The organism is Sulfurimonas sp. SWIR-19 (assembly GCF_020410885.1).
GTDB classification, from domain to species: domain Bacteria; phylum Campylobacterota; class Campylobacteria; order Campylobacterales; family Sulfurimonadaceae; genus Sulfurimonas; species Sulfurimonas sediminis.
This window is the reverse complement of sequence record NZ_CP084578.1, coordinates 2,176,390-2,200,597: the sequence shown is the minus strand read 5'-3', so window position 1 is coordinate 2,200,597 and position 24,208 is coordinate 2,176,390. Positions and strand designations below refer to the sequence as shown.

Here is a 24,208-nt window from a genome sequence, read left to right as displayed (position 1 = left end):
ACTATGATAGATAATGTTTGTGTAAGTTTATCTGTTGTAATATTTTGTATCAATCTGCTTATAGGCAGTGTACTATAGTAGATAATTATATTAAATTTATTAGTAGGAGATGCAAAATGGTTGTAAAGTATGAAGATCTAGATTCTATAAAAGTTAAAGATATGATAAAAAGGCATGAATCCTTTGAAATAGTTGGATTAAGTGGACGCATGGGTAGTGCTGTTTCTAAAATAGAGAATATAATTGAAACAGCAAATTTATCTTGTCGAATATACACATATGGAAGAATTGCTTCGGCTGGTGCTGCTCTTGCAGGAGGTATAACTGGATTAGCTGGAGTGGGAGCAGCTATTGGAATGGCGGCACATAATATTGCTACTTATGATCCTGACTATGAAATAGCAAAACATATAGTTGATAACAAATTGTCTGTTACATATAAAAAATAAGTCATAAAGCCACTTAGCTAACTTTACTTTAAAGAAAAAAAATGTTTTTAAATAGATTGAACAAAGAAGAAAAAATAGGATTTTTAGAATTAGCACACCATATGGCTCGAAGCGACGGGGATTTTTCTGATATACAAAAAAGTATTATTGAAAAATATTGCATGGAAATGCAAATTGAAGATATTGATTATGATGAAGCAAATTTCGATATCTATAACACATTGTCTAAAATCACACACAAAACAAGTAAAAAGATAGTTTTGCTTGAAATAATGGCTTTAGTATATGCTGATGATTATTTGCATGAAGGGGAAAGAATCGTTTTGGAAAAAATGCTTGAAGAATTTGACTTAAACTATAATCTTTCTATTGTGTATACACAATGGGCAAAAGCAATGTTGTCCCTATATACACAAGGAAATGCTTTGATAGAGTTATAGGAAACTATATATGTCAAAATTAATAAATAAGTATTTATCAATAGCGGACTTGAAGTTAATAAAAGAACTTAAACTAGCTATAAAAAATGATAGTTTATCTATCACATGTATTGGGCTATACAATCATGGAAAAAGCACTTTGTTAAATTGTCTAGTAAAAGATTTTGAAAATAAAACTTTTGCAACTGCTGATGTGCGGAAAACAGCAACAAATAAAACTATTCAGTTTGGTACATTTACTTATATAGATACACCTGGTCTTAATGCCAACAAACATGATGACAAGCGAGTTATGGATGCTATAAAGAAATCAGATATAAATTTATTTGTGCATACTGTTACCACAGGTGAATTAGTAGCAAAAGAGATAGAGTTTTTAAATAATATAAAAAAATACTGGAAAAATCCACAAGAGTTTATAAGTAGAACTATATTTGTAATTTCACGAATAGACAAAGCAAATAACAAACAAGATATAGATGGCACAATTAAAAAAATTGCTCAACAGATAGAAGAAATTTTTAAATTGAAACCAACTATTATTCCAATATCTTCTACAAGGTATATAAAAGGGAGGTTAGAAAACAAACCTCTCATGACTAAAAAGAGTAACATAGAGCTACTTGAAAATAGTTTAAAAAATTTAAGTGATAAACTTGCTAACTCCATTAAAGAAGATAGAAAAAATAGACTTAAGAACAAATACGATGATTTAATAAAACAACTGAATTCAAAAGTTCAGACAAACAAGCTAGAAATTGCTAAACACAGACAAGCACAAAAAAAATATTTTTCTAACTTAGATAGTGATATTAAACAAGTAGAAGATACATTAACTAATATGTATGCTGAATTAGAAAGGAATTAATATGTGGGGTTTAGTAGGTTGGATTGGGGCAGCAGTTGCTGCTGCTACTACCGTTTATAATATATATGAAGAAAAAGGTGAATCGACCTCCGAATCAGAAAGATTTAAAAAAAATAAAACAGAGAAAAATAATAAGATTTTTCAAGAGATACAAAAGTATAAAAATAAACAAATAAAAAGATTCAAAGATAAATACGGTATTGATATTAAATTTTATGGTGGCAGATTTTCAAAAGGTAAATTAAAAGAAAAAATAGTAATTAACAAAAATTATAAAATCGATACAATATCTTTTTTAGAGCAAGAAACAGAAGAAATATTAAAGCTTATCAAAGAAATAGAGGTAGAAAAATATGAATCAGTTAATTAAGTTGGATAAATTTTACCGCTCTTTAAAAGATATAACGGTTATAAATAGTGCCCTTGATAGAAAACGAGAATGTTTAAAAAATACAGTATATGCTTTTAATGAGACAGTTCAAAAAATAAAAGTTAGTAAAAATATAGTTAAGCAAAATGAAGAGATGGCACAACTCTTGGAAGATACGATAAATTTAATCAAAAAGTCTTCAAATAGTTGGGTAAATAATTTTGAAGAATTATTAAAAAAAGAAAAGTTTAGAAGTGATTTAGAAAACTATTTCATAATCATCATTTTTGGCAAAGTAAAAGCAGGAAAAAGTTCATTAGGTAATTTTATCGCAAAACACAAATTGCCTAAGCAAAAAGTTGAATTTTTTAAATATGATGAAGCTGGCAAAAAACAAGATATAAATAAACTTGAAGAAATAGATGGTGATAGCTTTGATACCAACAACTTGGAGTGCACAGTAGAGATACAAGGTTTTAAGCTTGATGGTATGGCTTGGATAGACACCCCTGGTCTTGGCTCTATGGTGAAAGAAAATGGAGACTTGGCAAAAAAGTATATTCAATCTGCTGATTATATAATTTATCCAACATCTTCAGACTCCCCTTTACAGCAAGATGAAAAAGCTCAATTACAGGAACTTTTTAGACAAAATAAAAAAGTAACCATTTGTATTACAAAATCTGACGAGAAAATTGAAGATGAATGTGAATGTGGATCAGAACAGGGTTGTGAAAATTGCAACGAAGGCATAATTAGCAAACTGCAAAATAAATCTGCGCAAAACCGCCAAGAGCAAGAAGAATATGTTAAAAAAGAAATTGTTCAACTAATTTCAGAAAATCCAGATGCTATTCTTGGCGACATATATTCTATCTCAACCCATGTAGCAGCCGAAGCTTTAAAAATAGATGATGAAAATTTATTTGAAAAGAGCAATATTCCTAAATTTTACGAACTCATAACAGAAGTTGTAAGAGATAAAGCAGAAAAGCTCAAATCAGAAACACCATATAACGGACTAAAATCATTTATAAAAAATGACATTATAGGTCAAAACAATCAAGTAAATTCTATTAACAGTATTAGGCAGGCACTACAGAACTTAGATACAAATATATCTGAAAGTATCGAAAGGTTTAAACTGTTACAAGCAAATGCAAATGCTGATTTAGAAAGTGAAATTGAAAGAGTAGTTGCAGAGTACTATAGTAAAATAAATAAAAAAAATTCAAAAGAGATGTTTTCTAAAATAGATGCTGAACTAAATCAAAATATTGCAAAAAGTATTCAAGATAATATTGAAGAGATATTTTCTAATTTTGATACGACACTCAAAAGTCTAACAACTTCATTTAGTAGTGAAGATTTTGAAATTAAAGATATATATGAAAAAATAGAATTTTCTACAAATGAAAGAAATAAAAAAATTGGCAGTGGACTATTTGGAACAGCTGCGAGTATAGGTGCAGGGGTTCTTCTTGCTTCTAGTCCTATAGGATGGGCTATAGCTGGTACTGCTGCTGCTGGTATTGCTGGAGACTACTTAGGTGGACAAATTGGTGAAGCAACAGGTTCGTCACATACAGAGGAAGTTGGAGTTGGAGACAATAAAGATGAAGTAATTTCTCACTATAAATCTGTACGCTTAAATTATTATGTAAAATATGCTAAAAGTTTGTATCAACAAATGGAAGATACATTTTTTAGACCACTGCAACAAACCTCAAACTCAATCGCATCAAATATTAATAAATTTGAAAAAGATTTAAGGCAAATACTTTAAAGGAGAAAAAATGATAGTAGATAAAAATGGATACCTAAAAATTCAAGAAAAAATTAATGAACAGGTGAGAGATTTAGTTTCAAATGATGAACTTGACAGCTTTAATAAGCATATAGAAGTAAAACTTAAAGATTTTAAACCTGCATTAATGATTTACGGTGTTTATAATGCGGGAAAAAGTACATTACTTAATGCTCTTTTTGGTAAAGAAGAAATGGCAAAGACAGGAGATGCTCCAGAAACAAGTAAAATTCATGAATATACATATAATGGATATACAATTTTTGATACGCCTGGTCTTAATGCAAAAACTGAAGATGACGATACGACTAAGGAACATTTAAATAAAAGTGAACTTATTATATTTGTGATGAGTAATGATGGTTCTTTAGAAGAAGAGTATGTCTATGAAAAAATCAGTGAAGTTGTAAAAGCAAAAAAACCTATAATTATAGTCTTGAATAATAAAAGTGGGATAGATATGAATTCCGTAGAATCCATACGACTTATTGATAAAATTGGTGAAAATCTAAGAAAAATTGGCGATAGAAATAAAATTGATAGAATAGAAGATAAGGTAAGTTTATGTCAAGTTAATGCAAAAAGTGCTTTAAAAGCCAAACTAGAACATAAAAATTTAATTCTTAAAAAGAGTAATATACTACTCCTTGAGGAGATGATAGAAAATATCTTGGAAAAAGCTGGCTCGAAAGAGGTTATAAATGCTTTAAACCTTTATATTTCAAATTTTATTAATAATGTGATTTCAAAGATAGATCACAAGATGGATAATATAGAGGTTCAAAAAACTGAAGAGCTAATCACATATCTTGAAAAATTGAAAAAAAGTTCAGAAGTAAAGTTAAAAAATGCAATAAGTTCAAAGATGCCTACACTAGAAAAAACTATTAGTTCTGATATACTTAATGGAAGTGATGATATACAGTCCCATATAGAAGCAACAATAGAGACTATCAACTCAGAAATAACAAATATTGTAAACTACATTGAAAAAGATTTAAAAGTAAAGGTTGATGAATTTACACAAGAAATTTATGATCTTCATGTAGATTATGAAAACTTTAAGCATCCTGATGAAGATGTATCAAACAAAGATAATTCGGAGGATTCTACTATCCTTGACACCATAAAACAAAAAACAAAAGATGTACTAAAAGATACAAGAGTAACAAATGAAGGCATAAAACAATTTTTAACTAAAGCAAAAGAATTGCTTCCTAAAAAAATTATGTATGGAAAAGGACCCGTTTGGATTAGCAAAACTGCAAATAAAGTGGCCGTTGGAATCACTATTGCAATGGAAGCATATAATGCTTATAGTGCTTATCAAGAGCATCAAGCTATAATTGAAGAAAAACGAAATCGTGCTTTAAGTGCAAAAAGCAGTGCAGAATCCATAACAAATGATATTCAAAATAGTCTATTTGCAAGTATAGATGAATTAACAGCTGACATCTTTAACAATCTCATCAGTAATTATCGAAAACTATCACAAGAGTTAGGGAGTAAAAAGAATAATTTAGTCTCTCGTAAAGATGAGTTGATAAGCATTTTGTGTCAATTATAACAATATTGCGAGAACAAAGGATTTTATGATGAAGTATCAGAAAATGATAGCTAAAGAAAAGGTACCAGTAGATGAAGATTTTTTAGAATTTCATTATAGAAATATTTTTGTTAAAATTTCTATGAAATCAGATATAGGTAGTTAATATGATAAAACCTAATCCATTTATAAAAAAATGCACACAATGCAATTGGTCAAAGAAATTCTATCCTGAAAGCGATGTGGTCGATTTAAGTTGGGGTGTAGAAGTTTTTAAATGTCCAAAATGTGGTTCAGATATTATTAAAGTTCCTCTTGAAGAACCAGAATCAAATAAAGTACTAGATTTACTGATAAATACTTTTGGAAAAAAATAGAATATGCAAAATCTCCTCATCCTCTACAACCCATACTACAAAAGTGATGTCATAGAACAGCACCTTGAAATACTGAAAAACAATGGTGTCGTTGCCTTTGGAAAATTACGTTCTAAACTAAGAGATTATGACCATCCAAACGAAGAGAAGCTTGATACACTCTATGAGAGTGTATCGGCCGAAAATCCTTTACAGCTTTTTTTAACAGACTATGACAGCATCTATGTTGCTAATGTAATCGCCGTAAAAAGTGAAAAAACAAAAATCATAAAAGCCCCAAGCTACTACGATACGATGGATGTAGAAAAGTGGTTTATATTTGATGATTTACGACTCATCATTGACAAAAATTTTGCACAGGTTCGAGATAGTGTCCTTGCAAACTTCAAGGCAGTAAACTATAACAATAGAACATACGCAGTTTATGGAAACAAATATGTCTATCCTATGCAAGTGACAATGAAAGAGGAGATAAACTATTTTGAAAAAGAGGATACTAACTTCAAATACTACACTAATATCTTCAAAACACCCTTAGAGATAACTACCCGCCAAAACCTCATAGAGTTTACCTTTGGAGAAGATATTTTTTATGCCTTACATCCAAATACGCAAGATAATATCATCAGTGCAGAGATAGAGTTTTCTCAGAACAAACATAACCCTCTATATGATTATAGTGCAGTGATTATGAAATACTCTAAAGCAATAGAAGCTGAGCTACACAACTTTTTTAAAACACTTGTGGCGTTTCTAATAAAACAAGATGCCACCATTGCAAATATCCCATTTTCAGTCCAAGGGATGGATAGAACAGTAGAAGATATAGCACTGCAAAAAGCCAACTACGGCACTTACAAATTTCTTCTAAAAAATCATCAAATCAAATCCACCATTCAGCACAATATCCAAAAATCAAATCTCAAATATTTCATTCTATCATCCATCCCTTACTATATCAATACTATTCAGAACATCCGAAACGAATCAGTTCACGGAAACGGTGCGACACTTGATGAATGTAAGCAGATACGCAAAAAGTTGCTAGGGATTGGCGATAGTGGTTTTATAAGTGAATTGATTAGTGGTAAGGATGAGTTCGAGAAGTAACATACATTGACAAAAAATTAATCTTGTAAAAAAATCACCTCTAATTGATATTATTTCAATAAAAAACAACCCTTTTGCAGTAATTTTGGTATTTTTCTTTAAAGTACCTATTTTAGGTGTTGCCAGAGGATAAAAGCATAGGTATTGAGTAGGGAGTTTATAGCAATTATAGTTTGAGCATTCAAGCTCAAACTATAATGAAATTGCTCTATAATTGCTATTATATTGCTTTGACATAATGCCTATAATCGATAATAGACATCCCCATTATTGTTAAAAGTAATGGTATTTTCAAATGGTTCACTCGTACTACTTAGCTCTTTTAAGTCTGATATAATGGCTCTGTTGCTTTTATATATTTCAGTTTCAAAGAGTGCTGTAAAATATTTTAGAAGATATTTACGATTAACTCTGTTTTTGTGAAAGTCATTTATAAGTCTGTTATATAGTTTTGGTTCTTTAGTTTCTAGTGTTTGGAAAAGAACACTGTCTTTATTTTTGATAGATTCTTCAAATACTTTAAGTATATCAGTATCACCATCAAGAATAGTATCATTGTTTCCATTGTAAGTATCTAATGTATAGAAGCTACTAAAATCAATCTTTTTGAGAATATTTGTAAAATTCTCCATATCATATTCGATGTATTTTGCTATTTCATAGTAGCTTGAACTGATATTGAGTTCAGCAGCAATATCATCTAAGCTTGAATCAACATTTATTACTAAGCTTGGTACATCTTTAGAGATCAGTGGGATATAGCTTGTTGTTGATGTTATAATGCAATTTGTGACTGTTGTTATAACCCTATTATTGAGTTTCCAGTTATCTTTGTGTATGAGTCTGTTAGAGAAGTCTTTAGCCGTAGTATTTAAGATGTTTGACTGTGTCACATTATGAAAACGATATATAACCTTTTTATCCAATAGTTTAGATAAAGATTTTTCATTCATATCATCATTACTAAGAACTTGACAATAATCAGCATTCAAAAGAGGTTCTACAATATCCTCGTAAAACAACTTCATATATGTATCTGTATCAGAGTGCAGAACTAGGGGAAATGGTATATTTGCTGTTATAGTAAAACAATTAGCTAGCCATAGTAAGATTTTTATAGCTTGTTTTATGTCTCTTTTTACCATAAAAAATATGAATTGTAAAATGAATGAATTATTTATATCATATTGCGTTGGAAATGTTGTCATCCATTGAGAAGGTCTATAGGTATTCTTACAAGTTGCATTATCCTCGATAAAAAAAGCTTGTTTTATATTTGGCATAAACTTGTTTTTATGAACAATAGGGAGTTCATTAATCGATATAAAGAGTGTCTGCATATTAGCTTGATGCTGATATGCAGACAATTCTATAATATTCTTATGTAACTGTTCTTGATTTAACATTGGATTTTGTGGATGCTGCTGTGCTACTGGTTGATATCCTTGTGTTTGTATGGCACTATTTCCAAATGTTTCAATTTTGTCCACAAATGTATTTTGTGATTCATATGATTGTGAATAAGCAAGATAATCAGCATGCCGTTGAGAATCAGATAATGCTTTATTGAGTCCTATAGTACTGTTTGTTATTTTCTTTAGCCTCTCTTTTATATTATTGACTACTTCTATTTCCTGCTGAAAATGATTACTTAGTACATTCCCAAGTTTAGTTGGACTCGCAGAAAAGTACTCTTTGTCTAATATATCAAAACAGTAGCAGACTTGACCTTTGGCATCTTGCCACAAATAGATATATTTGTTATTAATTGTAAGTCTCCTTACATTACCAAATCCAAATACAGGATAGAGTTTATTATGATCAATAAGACCACCTACTGCTGTTGTAAAGTTGGATTGTGTTTCATTAACTGTAATATCGTGTATAGCCATTGTTATTTCTCCTTTTATTTAAGCTAAAATTACTTCTTACTGTAAGTAGCTATGCTACATCTTGGTTAAAATATATTTATTGTCAAAATATTCATTTTGCTACACCTAATAGTAATAAACCCCTAATTAAGGAGATTAGAGGGTGTAGTAAATAGATACACCTCTTATGGTATATCTGCAATATATATCAATTATATGATTCAATTTTAGCGAACCATACATTGCCATGTTTTCGTCTTTTTCTCTCAAATCCGAGACGCTTTAAATCAGCATTGAGAGATCTTTGTTCAACAACTTTTTCACCCTGTTTTTTACAAAAATCTCTGTACATATCATATACTTGTTGAAAATCAATCACTTCATTATTACTTGGGGTTGTAGGAACTAAGCCACTCTCTTCTAAAAAGAGCTGTATAGGACTTGCCTCTTTTTTAAAGTTATCTAAGAAGTTTTCACATTTTTCAGACAGAAAAACATTTTCGTTGATTACAACTTCTTTTATCCCCTCTACAATCCAATTCATAATACCTGCTTTATCTTCTAAGAGCTTTTTGTGTAAGTTCTTATCTTGTAATTCTTTAGGTATTGTTGTTTCAAATGGAATACACACTATGCGTCTAAAAAATCCATCTGTATTTTCCACATCACCATCCTCTAGCTTATTGACATTAAATATCATCTTCGCATAGTTTTTCATAGTGAATGATTTTTCTCTAATTTGACGCGTTCCTATTGGCTCACCAGATGCTAACTGCTTAAAAACAGCAGGATCGATACTCTTCAATGATGCATCAGAACCGTAGTTAATAAGTCTATTATTTAAATCAGCTACTTGGTAGCCTAATTTATTTGTTAGATGTGTTAATGAATAATAACTCATCATATCTGGAGCTAATAGACCTTTAAGCACTTCAAATATAACTGACTTTCCATTGGCACCTATGCCATATAAAAAGAACACCAACTCAAGCTTTAGGTCTCTTATGAAGAGATAGCCTAGTGCCTGTTGTAGTGTCCTTTGAGTATCTTTATCTGGAAGAACTTTATCAAGGAATTCTAACCAGCTTTGGTTTTTTGCATTAGTATCATACGTAAAATCCAACTTATGTGTTAAAAAGTATTTAGGATTAAAATCTACAAGTTCTACCCCATTTGTATCTATTTTCAATGCTCCATTTGAGAGGTTTAAATAGGTAGTTTCACTTTTAACCATTTTTTCATAAAAACCTAATTCTGATAGTTGTGAATAAACACCTTTTATAAATTTTACACAGTAGCTTAAACTATGAGGGATTCCCATTTTCCTAGCAGCCTTATGGAGAAACTCTTTCATAAGTTCTTCACTAATGCTTATCCAGTATTCACCACTATACACATAAAGCTTATTTCCATCTCTTGCAAAAAGTATATTATGTGTTTTAGCAACCTCTTTGAGTTTATTTATAAAACCAATCCTATAACAATCTTTAGCGGGCACTTGTTTACCAACAATACCATCGTTTAAAGCATTATGTATCTCTTCCCATTGATGCGAAGTAAAAGAAGGAATAACCCTCAATAGTATATTTAGATTCTTTTTTACATCACCTTCATTTGTATCTACTTCATCAAACATACCATCATCGCTTGTAGTTTGTTTTTTAGTTATACTGTTAATTGAAGTTTTTAAATCTATTGTTTTTGGTTCCATATTAGACTCCTCGCACTTGATGTTCTTTCAGCCATTTGTCAATAGCAATTCGATCGTATCTTATGTATTTACCAATTTTACTAAAGGGTAAATTACTAGGGCTAGACTCCATCCTCATCTTGCTTTGAGTACTTTTAGAAAATCCATATTCCCTTGATAATTCGTCTGGGCTAAGCCACCTTTTTGTTAAGTTTGCATACAATTCTGCACCATTTATTTCTTCTAAACTTATTGACATTTTTAGTCCTTATTTAAATTTAGAAATTGCAATTTCTATCATTTCGAAAACAAAGTTTTGAGCTCTGTTTGTTTCCGATTAGTGCAATTATTCCAGTTATAAGAATTTTTCACATAGATAAATCACATACTTATTTTTCAGTATAACCCACCGATTAAATAGGTTAATTTGTAAGTCAGAAATCTCTTGTTATAATTTAGTATGAAAAAAATAGATGGAAGAAAATTGCATGAGCATAAATTATTAGAACTTAGAGAACAAGCATTTAGATTAATGGATAAAGGCATTTCTAATAAAGAAATAGCGCAGAATCTTGGTTTACATGAAGTGACGATATCTAAGTGGAAAAAAAAGGGATTAAAAATTACCCCTAAAGGAAGAAAGACTGGAGAAAAAAAGCTATTAGATAGAAGTATGGAGCAAAAAGTATATAGCAATCTTTTTGATTTATCCCCAATCGAATTTGATACATCCTTTATTTTTTGGACTAAGAAATTAATCTTAAAGATGATTAAAAAAAAGTTTAAAAAAGATATTGCATCTTCCACCTTAGGGGATTATTTAAAAAGATGGAGCTTAAATTCAGATGATGTTCAAAAATTTAAGTCAAAGTTTATTGAGGATATTGAAAATGAGACATATATAGAGATGAAGAATAAGGCAAAAAAATCATATGCGAATATTTGGTGGGTTCATATTTGTAAAAATAGTATGAACGAGCGAAATGGACATTTTTATCAATTTATTATAAATAATAATACGGGTTTACTTATGCTTGATTTATACAAATCATCAGATTTAAAGGAAAACTTTAAAAACTTCTTGTCAAAATCTACATCTTCAACTAAGAAAAGATTTTTTTTAATAGTTAATGGTCTAGCTGAAAATCAATACAATGAGTTAAATTTATATATTAGTAAAAATTATCAAAATCAAATACTAGAGTTCATACCAGCAAATTTGATTAATTAATAAGGGATTTATATTTCTCTTGCTCAATTAGCATTTCCATAAGCTTGTATCTGTTTCCTATGGCGTCAATTTCTAGATAAAACTCTTTATTATTAGATTTTTTCTTTTTAGGGAATTTATTTTTGATATGTTTAATATTTTTAGATTCTAAACTTAATTCTTCATGACTGGCACTTTCTAAGTCATTGTGATAAAAAGTAAGATTTATTTTAATACCATTTTTTTGATCAGTATTATTTTCTTCTATACTGTTTTTAAAATAATCATAAATATAAAAAGTATCAGCCCACTTAACAGAATTCATTTTTTTAATCTCATCAGGTTCAATGTCTACTTCTTTACCAAGAAGTTCCATAGGTGAGAATAAAATAGAATGGTCATTGTCATAGTTGTCTTTTATTTTTGTAAGATAAGAGATTAACTCATGCTTTGGTAAGTTTAAATTTATTTGAAAATTTGATACATTGTAATCTACTACTTGTTTTGTCGCATCTTGTTTTATCGTACTTAAATTATATCTACTATCTTCACCTTCTGATATGCCTTGATGAATACTATAGCCATCATAATCATCTTGTTTAAAAAAATACTTATTTTCATGTTGATATGTTGAATCATTTTGCAATCTTTGAATATCTAACGAATTATGCATAGCTCTTTTAAGTAAAATATCACTTTTTTCGGGATGATTCACATCATAATTATCAGGATATATTAAATATTTTTCTATTAGTTCCGTTTCAAGTTCTTGTATAAGTTCGTTGATAAAATAAACACCTGCGGACAAATAGATTTGATGCTCTTCTGGGTTTAAATAGTTCTGGTACTTTTGTAGAATAACTTCTTTGGTAAGAACTTTTTTTGAATTAATTAACTCTAGTATCCAACTTCCATCTTTATCAGGAGATATAGAGTATTTTTCTTTGTCTATTTTAACAGAGATAATCGTTTCTTTACTTTTCTCTGAAATACCTGTTGTTGTACTTCGTATTTTTAGTGTAGAACTTGCTAATGGTAAGCCTAAAGCATTTGGATATTTTTCTGATTCTACAGCTAGATGTAAATCTAAGTTATTTATCTCTTTATCTACAAAAACTTCTATTTTAAATTTGTTATCATCGACAGATTCAATACATTGAAATTTATACTCATTTATACCTATCAATATCTTGTTGCTAGTAGTATCTTTTGGTTTAACGGTACCTACAATGGTATATAGTCTCTCTTCATTTTGAGCAGAGCAATTTATTTCATCAATTATTATTTGATTTTTTTCTATAGTAATGACATCGTAAAGATAGTTTAGTGCATAAATTATTCTTTTGGCATTCTCATTTCTAATAGCCATCTGATAAAATATTTTATAGGTGAGTTCGTATGGTTTAAAATTTTCTATCTGTTTGTAAATCGCATCTTCTCTAGTAGGTATAACCTCTACCTCTTTATAACTTTCTATTAAATACTTTTTTAGAATTTGTCTAAAGTTTTTATTTATCTGTTGATCTAAATTAAAAGTCATAATATTTCCTAAAACCTATTTTATTTATTGCTTTTGTAATTATACTCTTATTTAATAAGGAGCTTTTAAATTCCTACCAATTCCAAAAAAGTCGGGAACCAACTCGGGAACCATACATTTCTTAAAGTTTTTTTGATTTTTTCTTAATGTTGTGAAAGTGCTTGTTTTAGGGGTTTAGAAGTGGTGGACCCTCAGGGATTCGAACCCTGGGAGGTGTGACCCTCGCCGGTTTTCAAGACCGGTGCATTCGACCAACTCTGCCAAAGATCCACATTTGTAGTTAAAAAAATTGATTTAAAAACTGGAGGTGCCACCCAGATTTGAACTGGGGATAGCAGCTTTGCAGGCTGCGGCCTTACCACTTGGCGATGGCACCAGTTTCAGTTAATTATCAGTGGTGCCCGGGGCCGGACTTGAACCGGCACAGTATTGCTACCGGGGGATTTTAAGTCCCCTGCGTCTACCGATTTCGCCACCCGGGCATCATCGTGAGTGTATCACAGTTTAACAATCTTAAATTAAATGGAGCGGGAAACGAGGTTCGAACTCGCGACCCCAACCTTGGCAAGGTTGTGCTCTACCACTGAGCTATTCCCGCAGTTTCAGTTTACAATTTGTAAGTGAGCCGGAATTATATCTTGTTTTTTTTACTTTGTAAAGAGTTTTTAGTGAAAAATAGTAAAAAAGTGCTATAATCGCATTCATATTTTAAGATGTAAACTACTATACAGGGATTTTTTATGAGAAGTGATATAATCAAAAAGGGCTTTGATAAAGCGCCTCACCGTTCATTGTTGCGTGCTACCGGTCTAAAAGACGAAGACTTTGACAAACCGTTTATCGGAATTGCAAACTCTTACATTGACATTATTCCAGGACACTTTTTCTTGCATGAATATGGCGAAATTGTAAAAGAGGCCATCCGTGAAGCAGGCGGTGTGCCGTTTGTGTTTAACACGATCGGTGTTGACGACGGTATTGCCATGGGGCATGACGGTATGCTTTACTCTTTGCCGTCACGTGAAATTATTGCGGATTCTATTGAAACTGTTATGAATGCACACAAACTTGATGCGATGATTTGTATCCCTAACTGTGACAAAATTGTTCCTGGTATGATTATAGGAGCTCTCCGTGTGAATGTGCCTACTATTTTTGTTTCGGGCGGGCCTATGGCTGCGGGACATAAAAAAGACGGTACCCCGATTGACCTTGCAACTGCATTTGAGGCAGTCGGTCAGCATGCCGAGGGTAATATGACGGATGAGGAACTGTATGAGATAGAGTGCGAAGCCTGTCCGTCGGGGGGAAGCTGTTCGGGTATGTTTACAGCAAACTCAATGAATACGCTTTGTGAGGCGATGGGAATCGCATTGCCTGGTAACGGAACTGTTTTAGCCATGACACCTGAGCGGATTGCAATGGTGAAAAAAGCGGCAAAACGTATTGTCGAGCTTGCAAAAATGGAAAATAACGAAAAATACAATTTTAAAAATATTTTGAATGAAAAAGCGGTGCATAATGCGTTTACCGTAGATATGGCTATGGGCGGAAGTTCAAATACCGTCCTGCATATGCTTGCCATTGCCAAAGAGGCAGATGTTGATTTTAAAATAGAAAATATTAATGCTATTGCAGAAAAAGTAGCGCACATTGCAAAGATTTCTCCGTCATTAACAACTGTTCATATGAAAGATATAGATGATGCAGGTGGTGTCAATGCGGTAATGAAAGAGGTTTCCAACAGAGGCAATGATGTTTTGCAACTTGATGCCTTGACTGTTACCGGTGAAACTATCGGCGAGAGAATCAAAGATGCCGAGATAAAAGATACAAATATTATTCATAAAAATGAAAATGCCTACTCTCCTGTGGGAGGGCTTTCAATTCTTTTTGGAAATCTTGCTACAGAGGGTGCCGTCATCAAAGCTGCGGGTATTGTGGACTCTATGAGACACTTTAAAGGAACAGCAATCTGTTTTAACTCCCAACAAGAAGCAATAGACGGAATAATGGCACATAAAGTGAAACCGGGCAATATTGTAGTCATTCGCTATGAGGGTCCAAAAGGCGGTCCGGGTATGCAGGAAATGCTGGCGCCTACGGCACTTATTCAGGGTATGGGCCTTGGTGAGACGGTAGCGCTTATTACAGACGGGCGTTTTTCTGGTGCTACCAAAGGGGCTTCCATCGGGCATGTTTCTCCTGAAGCTGCCGAGGGCGGATTGATTGCATTGATAGAAGACGGTGATGAGATAGAACTTGATGTTGACAGACATATATTGCAGTTAAATGTTGACGGTGAAGAGCTGGCAAGAAGAAAAGATCATTATGTTCCTTATAAAAATGAAGTCAAATCAAAATGGTTGAAACGTTATCAGCTTTTGGTATCCAACGCATCAAACGGCGCTGTATTAAAAACAGAATTATAAAAAGGAAAATATATTTTGAATGAAATTGCTATAAAAAGAGACGGTGAAATTATAGATACGCAGACAGCAAAAGAGCTGGGATTTGAAGGAGAACAGATTCATCTGGATAACTCTCCTGAATCTTTGGAAGTTCTGCGCCACTCAACAGCACACTTAATGGCTCAGGCTATTAAGTCACTCTACCCTGATGCTGAATTTTATGTGGGACCTGTTGTCAAAGAGGGCTTTTACTATGACTTTAAAACATCTGCTGAAATAGGTGAGGGTGATTTAAAGAAAATTGAGAAGCAGATGCTCTCTTTTGCAAAGAAAAAATACCCTATAGAAAAATATGAAATCACCAAAGAAGAAGCGATAGAGAAGTTTAAAGATGACCATTTAAAACTCGAAGTGATGAAAAGAATCCCGAGTGATACGGTCAGTATTTACAAACAGGGGGAGTTTGAAGACCTTTGTCGTGGACCACATCTGCCAAATATCGGTCTTATCCGCTACTTCAAACTGACAAAAATCTCAGGTGCCTATCTTGGAGGAGACTCTAAAAATGAAATGCTTACGCGTATATACGGTATAGCATTTGCAACAAAAGAGGCCCTCAAAGAGCATATGACAATGCTGGCAGAGGCTGAAAAACGTGACCACCGTAAGCTTGGCAACGAGATGAAACTTTTTACCTTCCGTGAAGAAGTCGGTGCCGGTTTTCCTATCTGGCTGCCTGCAGGCGGACGTTTAAGAGCAAGACTCGAATCTCTTCTGTTTAAAGCACACAGAAAACGCGGATACGAGCCTGTACGCGGTCCTGAAATGCTCCGTTCTGATTTATGGAAAACATCAGGACACTACCAAAACTACGGTGAGAATATGTACTTTACCCATATTGATGAACTGGAGTTTGGGGTAAAACCGATGAACTGCGTAGGTCATATTAAAGTATATGAGGATGAACTGCACTCTTACCGTGATTTACCGATTAAGTATTTTGAATACGGTGTTGTGCATCGTCATGAGGCAAGCGGGGCTTTGCACGGACTTTTTCGTGTGCGTGAATTTACCCAGGATGATGCCCATATTTTCTGTCGCGCCGATCAGATTGAAGAACAGATTATCGAAGTTGTTGATTTTGTAGATAAAATTATGTCAACTTTTGAATTTGACTACAAAATGATGATTTCGACAAAACCTGAAAAAGCGGTTGGCAGTGATGAGGTGTGGGAAATTTCTACACAGGCACTCAAAAATGCGATGGACAAAAACGAACTGGCTTATGAGATAGACGAAGGCGGCGGAGCCTTTTATGGTCCAAAAATTGACATTAAAATCACCGATGCCATCGGACGCGAGTGGCAGTGTGGCACAATTCAACTTGATTTTAACCTGCCTGAGCGGTTTCAGTTGGAGTATAACGGCGAAGAGAATGACAAAATTCAGCCGGTGATGATTCACCGCGCTATTTTAGGGTCATTTGAGCGTTTTATCGGGATTTTGACAGAGCATTATGCCGGGGAATTTCCAATGTTTATAGCCCCTACACAGGTAGCAATTGTGCCGGTTGCAGAAACACATAAAGAATATGCTAAGCTTTTATCAGATAAACTTATCGATATTAATGCCGATAGTGAAATCTATGCGAAGAATGATTCTTTAAACAAAAGAATCAGAACTGCAGAAAAAACCCGTGTTCCTATGATAGTTGTCATCGGGGATGAAGAGATTAAAAACAAAACTGTAGCCATTCGTGACAGACGAACTAGAGAGCAGTACAACTTAAGTGAAGAGGAATTCTTGAAGCTTATACAAACTAAAATAAATGAGGTAAATTTTTGAGTAAAAACAAAGACCGCGTCATCATGAATGATGACATCCGTGTTCCAGAGGTGAGATGTAATGTAGATGGAGGCGAATCTTTAGGGGTTGTCTCTACTGATGAAGCTATGACGAAAGCAAATGAATTGGGCTTAGACCTTGTGCTGATTGCTCCAAATGCCAAGCCGCCTGTTGCGAAAATCATGGATTATGGCAAGTTTAGATACCAAGAAGAGAAAAAGCTTAAAGAGCAACGAAAAAATCAGGTAAAAATTGTTGTCAAAGAGATTAAACTCTCGGTAAAAATTGCAGAAAATGACATTGCCTATAAGGTCAAGCATGCAAGAGAGTTTCTTGAAAAAGGCTATCATGTAAAATTCAGAGTCTTTTTGCGTGGTCGTGAAATGGCACACCCTGAAGCTGCAAAAGAGGTTCTTATGCAGGTCTGGCCGATGGTTGAAGACATCGCAGTGATGGAAAAACCTCCAAAATTTGAAGGACGCTATTACAATATGTATGTCGTTCCGAAGAAGTAACTCTTTTTCAATTTTCTTCATAATAAAGCCTAAAGGCTTTATTATTTTCTTCTCTTATCAGTAAGATAACAATCAATTAACAAAAATAGTATTATAATTACATGTAATTTATTATATAAGGATTATTATGATTAGACGTATGCCGTGGTGGTTAGCCGGGATTTTAATGGCGTTGTTGGTACTGTTTACATTTTCGGTATTTGGAGCAAACAGACCTTTTGGCGCATCAACTTATGTGCCTTATTTTGCAGGGATCCTTTTTGATTTAAGTCCCGAAAAATACCCTTATCTCAAAGAGGTTCATTTTGCAGGCGCATGGGAAGGTGTTATGCTCTTGGGTGCGTTGACAGGCGGCTTTTTGACCTCTGTCTTTGTCACAAAAACTTTTCGTTTGAGTATTATGCCTACAGGCTGGAAAAAATATAAAAACTCTTCAGTCATATCGCGGCTTGTCTGGAGTTTTGTCAGTGGTTTTTTCCTTATAATCGGTGCACGTCTGGCAGGCGGATGTACAAGTGGTCACTTTTTAAGCGGGATGGCACAGACGGCTATCAGCAGTATGATTTTTGGCGGAGTTGTTTTGCTGAGTGTTATTATTACCGGTAAAATATTTTATAAAAGTGAGGCAAATGATGTTTGATAGAATTTTAAATATGTTCACGACCGTATCCAATGAAGCGCACGGTTCGGTATTTGTCGTCTTTATGATAGGGCTGGTGTTTGGTGTACTGATTCAGTACAGCAGGGTAGACAAGTTTGAGAAAATTGCCGGTTTTGCAATGCTCAGAGATACGGTAGTGCCTAAAATGCTCTTTTTGGCAATAGGTTTGGCATCTATTGGGCTTTATTTTATGGTGGAAGCGGGGTATGCTTCGTATCATCCGAAACCTATTATTCTGGGTGGCTTGGTTATAGGTGGTACTATTTTTGGTATTTCTATGGCAATTCTCGGAAAATGTCCGGGAACAGGACCTGTCTCAATTGCAGAGGGACGAATAGATGTTCTTGTCGGTGCGATAGGCGGAATATTCGGCGGACTCGTTTTTACTCTTTATTATGATTTTTTTAAAAGTATTATGGGGGAGAGCCTGGGAAAAACCACATTGGTTTCATATTTTAACGGGCATGAAAATTTAAGTGTCTTTGTTTTTGGTATTATTTTAATTATTGTAAGTATTGTCATTCCCCTGCGTCAGGAGTTTGATGAGGCTGATCTGCAACAGCTCAAAGAGTCATAGTTTTTATTGATAAATATCATCTTTTCACCGGATTTTCTTGTGTATAATATTTCCTAAAAAAGGGAAGAGATATGAAACATATACACATTATTGTAATACTGCTTGGCATTTTTTTTCAATTCTTGGCTGCACGGACAGCAAAATTGGATACACAGGAATTTCCTTTAAAAGAATTGAAAAAACAAAATATTCAAATAGCCGCACTCGCGGCAAAAGAGATGTCCAAAACACTGCCTCAAAAAGTTGACAGATATACCACTGTCACAAGCATCATCAATGACAAGAACACACTGGTATATACATTTGTTGTTGATACCGGCAAAAAAAGTGATGCAACTGTTCAAAAAGAAGACCACAGCAGAATGCAAAAAGCAATCACAACAGGTGTCTGCAAAACCTCAGAAAAGTTTTTGCTTGCCGGAATTGATACTCTTTATATCTATAAAAGTGAAAAAACAGGCAGAGTTTTGTTCAGATTTAAAATCACTCAAGAGAAATGCCCGAATCTAAGCAGTCGATAAGTCTCTTATGCCGATTAAAAATATTATACGGTCTCAGAATTTTTTTTCCTCTTTGGAAGAGGAAGACCTTGAGCGACTCGCATCTATATCCTTCCTGCATCATTATAAAAAAGAGTATATGCTTCAGTATGAAAATGAAGAGTGCAATGAGCTGTTTTTTCTGTGCGAGGGTATGGCAAAAGCCTATAAAATTGACAAACACAATAATGAAGTTGTGTTGCATTACATATATGCAGACTCAATGATATCGGAAATTTCGGATACTGATGCTGAAAAACTCCGGTCTTTTTCAAATATTCAGCTGATTGAAGATTCACAGGTTTTAAGTATAAATTATCAAAAATTCAAGAAATATTTTTTAGAAACACATCTGTTGCAAAAAGAATTTACGGGGGAAATTGTAAAAAGATCACTCCAGTTGCAATCTTTAATCAATCGGGAATTTATCTTTGATGCCGTTTCGAAGGTCAGTATGATGCTTCATGATGATTTGCAAATGTTTAACAAACTCAAGCGCCATGAGATATCTCTTATGCTGCATATTCAACCGGCAACGCTCTCCCGTGTACTGAAGAGATTAAAACGAAATAATATTATTGATATAATACACGGGCAGGTAAAAATCATCAGTCAAAGAGCTTTGCAAAATATATACAAGGATAAAATTGATGACTAAAATAAAATTTCTAGGGGCATTGATTTTTTTTCTTTCGATAGTGCTTGCCTTGTACTCCAAACATATTGCTGCGTATAATGAAGCAAATTTGAGACTTTTGAAAGTGATTAATGAACAAAAAGCATTTACACAGGAGATTGCGAAAAATATCTTTTTTATGTATAAAAACAAAGATGCTTCAGTGGAAGAGTTAAACAAATATATACAGTCTTTTGTTGAGAATATGAACAACAAGGATGAGATACTCGATAAGATATTTTCAAAAGACATCAAACAGGAATCAGAAAAAATTATTTCCCTGTGGAATAATTTTTATCTGCTTGTGCAAAAATTCAGAGATGCCTCCCGGGTACAAAACGGCTATACAAACATTGTTATTGATAAACTGGTCAAAGATATCTATGATACAAACCTGCAACTTGTAGTAGAGTTTAACAAACTGATAAAAATGCATAAAAAATATTTTGACACACTGCAGCATAAAAATAAAACTATTCAAATTACACTGTTTGCTGTTTTGCTTCTTTTGCTTTTATACCTTTTTTCCCAGTTAAAATCTTTGCTTGGGTTTATTCAGAAATTTCTCCGTACTTCTAAAAAAATTGTACAAAAATCAACGGTACTTGGTGTGGAGCCGATAGAAGAGAAGAGCAGTATTGCTGATGTGACACAGGCCGCAGACGCTTTTAATTTTCTTGTCCAAAAGATAGACAAATCAATTGAAAATTCGAGCAAGTCCATCCAGGCTGCTTCGAAATCACTGGAAGAGACAGAAAAAAGTATAGAAGATTTGCTGGAATTAATTGCTGTGATGGATGAAGAAAACAGACTTGACAAAAATTTGGTAAAAAAGGAGGATATTCTTATTGAATCTTTGGAAGAACTCACTACATCTCTGCAAAAACTTCATTCTCTGAAAATACATTTGGACAACTTTAAAAAATAAAATTAATTCTATAATTTGACCAAGGTCAAATTATTAGATGCTTTTGTGTATTAAGATTTTTCTATCATTTGGGAAAATCTCTCAAAATGAAAAAAAAGGAGAATACAATGGCTACTCATTTAAGTAAGCTGACTTCACTTATTTTAGGCACTTCACTGATGGCGACTGTTGCATCGGCAGCTATCGGCGGTGAACTGCAAAAAGTTATGAAGGCAAGGGGACTGACGGAAAGCGATATTATTCATGCTGCAAAAACATACACACCAAGCGGTGGCAGAGATGAATTTATTGTATTTAGTTCTGGTGGACAGTCCGGACAGATAATTGTCTACGGTGTTCCATCTATGAAAATATTAAAATATATTGCCGTATTTACGCCGGAACCATGGCAGGGATACGGATATGACGAGGATTCCAAAAAAATCCTGGCACAGGGAAAAATCCGGGGAAAATCAATCACCTGGGGAGACACACACCACCCGGCACTCTCTGAGACAAAAGGAGTGTATGACGGAAAATGGCTTATTATCAACGATAAGGCAAATCCTCGTCTGGCTGTGATTGATTTAAACGATTTTGAAACCAAACAGATTGTTGTGAATCCCGTTTTCAAATCAGAACACGGCGGCTCTTTTTTTACGCCAAACTCAAAACATATTTTAGAAGCATGTCAGTACGCTGCGCCGTATGACAATAACTATCATCCGATAGAAGAGTATAAAGAGACATATCGAGGCGGTGTGACTGTATGGAGTTTTGATCCAAAAATCGGTCGTATCAAACCAAAAGATTCATTTACGATTGAGATGCCTCCTTATATGCAGGATTTGAGTGATGCAGGAAAAGGCGCCTCTTTTGGATGGGGTTTTACAAACTCTTTCAATACAGAGATGTACACAGGCGGTATAGAAGTCGGAATGCCACCGTTTGAGGCAGGGATGAGTAGAAATGATACTGACTTTTTACATGTATACAATTGGAAAAAGCTCTATCAACTCTCAAAAAACAAAAAAAATGTAAAAGTTGTCAACGGAATGAAAGTTATTCCTATGAGTGTAGCCGTTGCAAATAATGCGCTTTTTTTGATTCCTGAACCAAAATCTCCGCATGGTGTTGATGTCTCTCCTGATGGTGAATACATCACTATCTGTGGAAAACTTGATACACATGCTTCTGTTTTTAAATGGAGTAAAATCAAAAAATTGATTGATAACCATGAATATGCGGGAAAAGATCCTTACGGGATTCCTATTCTGGATATGAAAAAATCTTTACACGGTCAAGTTGAGCTGGGACTGGGACCATTGCACAACCAGTATGGTAAAGACTGGAAAAACGGTGAAATTTATACATCGCTGTATGTGGATTCACAAATTGTGAAATGGAACTACAAAACATTGAAAGTGCTTGATAAGGTGAATGTCCATTATAACGTCGGTCACCTGTGTAGTATGGAAGGAAAATCGGCTGATCCGCAGGGAGAGTATGTTATTTCTTTAAACAAACTTGCTATTGACAGATTTAATCCGGTTGGTCCTTTGCATCCGCAAAATCATCAGTTGATTGATATTCGTGGAAAGAAAATGGATCTTTTGTATGATATGCCGATTCCATTGGGTGAACCGCACCAGGCTGTTGCAATTCGTGCGAGTAAACTGCATCCTGAAGTACGCTACAAAATGGGTACAAATCCGAAAACGGGTAAAATGCATGTAGGAAAAACGCTTGCAGGACAGGAAAGAATTGTAAGAAAAGGCAATAAAGTATATATTTACGGTACATTGGTGCGTTCGCATATTAATCCTGAACGGGTTACTGTGAACAAAGGAGATACTGTAATCTTTTATCTGACAAATCTTGAAAGAGCAGAAGATGAGACACACGGTTTTACAGTGGATAACTACAATGTGCACGGATCATTAGAACCTGGAGAGACTGTAGAACTTAAATTCAAAGCGGACAGAGAGGGTGTCTTCCCTTACTACTGTACAGAGTTTTGTTCTGCCCTTCACTTAGAAATGATGGGTTATTTGATGGTCAAAGATCCAAACAAGAAATATGTCAGCGCACAAAAACTTAAGATGAAAAAAATGTCTAAAGCCGAGTTGAAAGCGGAGTATGAAAAAACTGTAGCTGTGAACAATGCAACAGATGCGGTTATTCAGTCCGTTGTGAAATTTTTAAAGGAAAACCATTACGAAAAATATCCTACAGTCAAAGCACTTGTAGAAGATGCGCTTGACCAGTACGGAAAAATTGCTGAGCAGAAGAAAAAAGCTGACGAAGCAGTCAAAAAAGGTGATTACGAAAAAGCAATTCTTTTTGAAAATATGATTTGGCAGTATATGGTCAAGACGGCAGATGTCGGTATCCGTGCCAAAGATCTGTTGGTAAAAAAAGTTGCAACAAAACAGTCTCCTGCGGCGGCGGCGGGTGAACGGGCATTTGGCGAAGGCGGATGTGGCGGTTGTCATGTTATCGGTAAAGTATCTTCGGGACCAGACCTCACAGGTGTTTTACTCCGTCATGAAAATGCTGAAAAATGGGTAAAAGATTTTATCATGAACCCTGCTTCAAAATATAATGATCCGTATGTGAAAAGCATGATAGATTATTTTAATCTAAAAATGCCAAATCAGCATATGAGTGAAAAAGAAGTCAAAAATATCATTGAATACCTGAAATGGGTCGATGAGAATGCAAATCTGTTCTAAACACAACAGTATGTCAACAGGGAGGAGGAATACTTTTTTCCTCCTCCACAATGAAAAATTGATA

22 protein-coding genes and 4 tRNA genes are annotated in these 24,208 nt (G+C 33.7%); 18 read left to right on the top strand and 8 right to left on the bottom strand.

The features are described from left to right. Window positions 1-116 precede the first annotated feature (116 nt). The 8 genes from LCX93_RS11460 (at window position 117) to LCX93_RS11425 (ending at window position 6,967) form a co-directional block, all read left to right on the top strand. Window positions 117-449 (top strand): hypothetical protein, encoded by a 333-nt coding sequence (locus LCX93_RS11460; protein ID WP_226066396.1) that lies wholly within the window; start codon window positions 117-119, stop codon window positions 447-449. A 56-nt stretch (window positions 450-505) separates the two neighbouring features. Further along, window positions 506-889, top strand: a complete 384-nt coding sequence (locus tag LCX93_RS11455) for a hypothetical protein (protein WP_349636701.1) — start codon at window positions 506-508, stop codon at window positions 887-889. 10 nt (window positions 890-899) lie between these two features. Continuing rightward, a complete protein-coding gene (locus LCX93_RS11450; protein WP_226066394.1) occupies window positions 900-1,757 on the top strand; it encodes a GTPase in 858 nt (285 codons plus the stop codon). Window position 1,758: 1 nt separating this feature from the next. Then, window positions 1,759-2,127, top strand: a complete 369-nt coding sequence (locus tag LCX93_RS11445; protein WP_226066393.1) for a hypothetical protein — start codon at window positions 1,759-1,761, stop codon at window positions 2,125-2,127. Further along, the gene (locus LCX93_RS11440; protein WP_226066392.1) at window positions 2,111-3,913 is read left to right on the top strand and encodes a dynamin family protein; all 1,803 of its coding nucleotides are present in this window, start codon (window positions 2,111-2,113) and stop codon (window positions 3,911-3,913) included. The genes LCX93_RS11445 and LCX93_RS11440 overlap by 17 nt, the downstream gene beginning before the upstream one ends. A gap of 10 nt (window positions 3,914-3,923) precedes the next feature. Beyond that, window positions 3,924-5,501 carry a GTPase gene (locus LCX93_RS11435; RefSeq protein WP_226066391.1) on the top strand — a complete coding sequence of 526 codons (1,578 nt, stop codon included), beginning with the start codon at window positions 3,924-3,926 and terminating at the stop codon, window positions 5,499-5,501. A gap of 146 nt (window positions 5,502-5,647) precedes the next feature. Next, window positions 5,648-5,857 carry a hypothetical protein gene (locus LCX93_RS11430; protein ID WP_226066390.1) on the top strand — a complete coding sequence of 70 codons (210 nt, stop codon included), beginning with the start codon at window positions 5,648-5,650 and terminating at the stop codon, window positions 5,855-5,857. A 3-nt stretch (window positions 5,858-5,860) separates the two neighbouring features. Beyond that, window positions 5,861-6,967: an HP0729 family protein gene (locus LCX93_RS11425; protein WP_226066389.1), complete on the top strand. Its 1,107-nt coding sequence runs from the start codon at window positions 5,861-5,863 to the stop codon at window positions 6,965-6,967. Window positions 6,968-7,209: 242 nt separating this feature from the next. Here the strand turns inward: LCX93_RS11425 and LCX93_RS11420 are convergent, their stop codons facing one another. The 3 genes from LCX93_RS11420 to LCX93_RS11410 all read right to left on the bottom strand — a co-directional run bounded on the left by LCX93_RS11420 (window position 7,210) and on the right by LCX93_RS11410 (window position 10,787). After that, window positions 7,210-8,859, bottom strand: a complete 1,650-nt coding sequence (locus LCX93_RS11420) for a hypothetical protein (RefSeq protein ID WP_226066388.1) — start codon at window positions 8,857-8,859, stop codon at window positions 7,210-7,212. Between the two features lie 187 nt (window positions 8,860-9,046). Further along, window positions 9,047-10,549, bottom strand: a complete 1,503-nt coding sequence (locus tag LCX93_RS11415; RefSeq protein ID WP_226066387.1) for a DNA primase family protein — start codon at window positions 10,547-10,549, stop codon at window positions 9,047-9,049. Between the two features lies 1 nt (window position 10,550). Next, window positions 10,551-10,787 (bottom strand): helix-turn-helix domain-containing protein, encoded by a 237-nt coding sequence (locus LCX93_RS11410; protein ID WP_226066386.1) that lies wholly within the window; start codon window positions 10,785-10,787, stop codon window positions 10,551-10,553. 201 nt (window positions 10,788-10,988) lie between these two features. Between LCX93_RS11410 and LCX93_RS11405 the strand changes: the two genes are divergently transcribed. Next, complete coding sequence (locus tag LCX93_RS11405; RefSeq protein WP_226066385.1) at window positions 10,989-11,759, top strand: terminase gpP N-terminus-related DNA-binding protein; 771 nt, start codon at window positions 10,989-10,991, stop codon at window positions 11,757-11,759. Here the strand turns inward: LCX93_RS11405 and LCX93_RS11400 are convergent. From LCX93_RS11400 to LCX93_RS11380, 5 genes are all read right to left on the bottom strand, one after another. After that, a complete protein-coding gene (locus LCX93_RS11400) occupies window positions 11,752-13,278 on the bottom strand; it encodes a hypothetical protein (protein WP_226066384.1) in 1,527 nt (508 codons plus the stop codon). The genes LCX93_RS11405 and LCX93_RS11400 overlap by 8 nt on opposite strands. Window positions 13,279-13,459: 181 nt before the next feature. Further along, a tRNA-Ser gene (locus tag LCX93_RS11395) sits at window positions 13,460-13,548 on the bottom strand. A 32-nt stretch (window positions 13,549-13,580) separates the two neighbouring features. Next, window positions 13,581-13,654: transfer RNA gene (locus LCX93_RS11390), tRNA-Cys, on the bottom strand. A gap of 19 nt (window positions 13,655-13,673) precedes the next feature. Continuing rightward, window positions 13,674-13,760, bottom strand: a tRNA-Leu gene (locus LCX93_RS11385). 41 nt (window positions 13,761-13,801) lie between these two features. After that, window positions 13,802-13,876 (bottom strand) — tRNA-Gly (locus tag LCX93_RS11380). Window positions 13,877-14,018: 142 nt separating this feature from the next. Between LCX93_RS11380 and ilvD the strand changes: the two genes are divergently transcribed. The 9 genes from ilvD to nosZ all read left to right on the top strand — a co-directional run bounded on the left by ilvD (window position 14,019) and on the right by nosZ (window position 24,144). After that, a complete protein-coding gene (ilvD, locus tag LCX93_RS11375) occupies window positions 14,019-15,710 on the top strand; it encodes a dihydroxy-acid dehydratase (RefSeq protein WP_226066383.1) in 1,692 nt (563 codons plus the stop codon). 15 nt (window positions 15,711-15,725) lie between these two features. Further along, on the top strand, window positions 15,726-17,534 hold the full coding sequence (gene thrS / locus LCX93_RS11370; protein ID WP_502988714.1) for a threonine--tRNA ligase: 1,809 nt from the start codon (window positions 15,726-15,728) through the stop codon (window positions 17,532-17,534). Next, entirely contained in the window at window positions 17,531-18,049 is a 519-nt protein-coding gene (gene infC, locus LCX93_RS11365) for a translation initiation factor IF-3 (protein WP_193150632.1), read from the top strand. The genes thrS and infC overlap by 4 nt, the downstream gene beginning before the upstream one ends. Window positions 18,050-18,176: 127 nt before the next feature. Then, complete coding sequence (locus LCX93_RS11360; protein ID WP_226066382.1) at window positions 18,177-18,689, top strand: YeeE/YedE thiosulfate transporter family protein; 513 nt, start codon at window positions 18,177-18,179, stop codon at window positions 18,687-18,689. Then, window positions 18,679-19,287 (top strand): YeeE/YedE thiosulfate transporter family protein, encoded by a 609-nt coding sequence (locus LCX93_RS11355; protein WP_226066381.1) that lies wholly within the window; start codon window positions 18,679-18,681, stop codon window positions 19,285-19,287. Before LCX93_RS11360 ends, LCX93_RS11355 begins: the two co-directional genes overlap by 11 nt. Window positions 19,288-19,358: 71 nt before the next feature. Continuing rightward, complete coding sequence (locus LCX93_RS11350) at window positions 19,359-19,808, top strand: DUF8479 domain-containing protein (RefSeq protein ID WP_226066380.1); 450 nt, start codon at window positions 19,359-19,361, stop codon at window positions 19,806-19,808. 7 nt (window positions 19,809-19,815) lie between these two features. Next, on the top strand, window positions 19,816-20,484 hold the full coding sequence (locus tag LCX93_RS11345) for a Crp/Fnr family transcriptional regulator (protein ID WP_226066379.1): 669 nt from the start codon (window positions 19,816-19,818) through the stop codon (window positions 20,482-20,484). Further along, complete coding sequence (locus LCX93_RS11340; protein ID WP_226066378.1) at window positions 20,477-21,430, top strand: hypothetical protein; 954 nt, start codon at window positions 20,477-20,479, stop codon at window positions 21,428-21,430. The genes LCX93_RS11345 and LCX93_RS11340 overlap by 8 nt, the downstream gene beginning before the upstream one ends. Window positions 21,431-21,537: 107 nt before the next feature. Continuing rightward, a complete protein-coding gene (nosZ, locus tag LCX93_RS11335; RefSeq protein ID WP_226066377.1) occupies window positions 21,538-24,144 on the top strand; it encodes a Sec-dependent nitrous-oxide reductase in 2,607 nt (868 codons plus the stop codon). The last annotated feature ends 64 nt before the right edge of the window (window positions 24,145-24,208 follow it).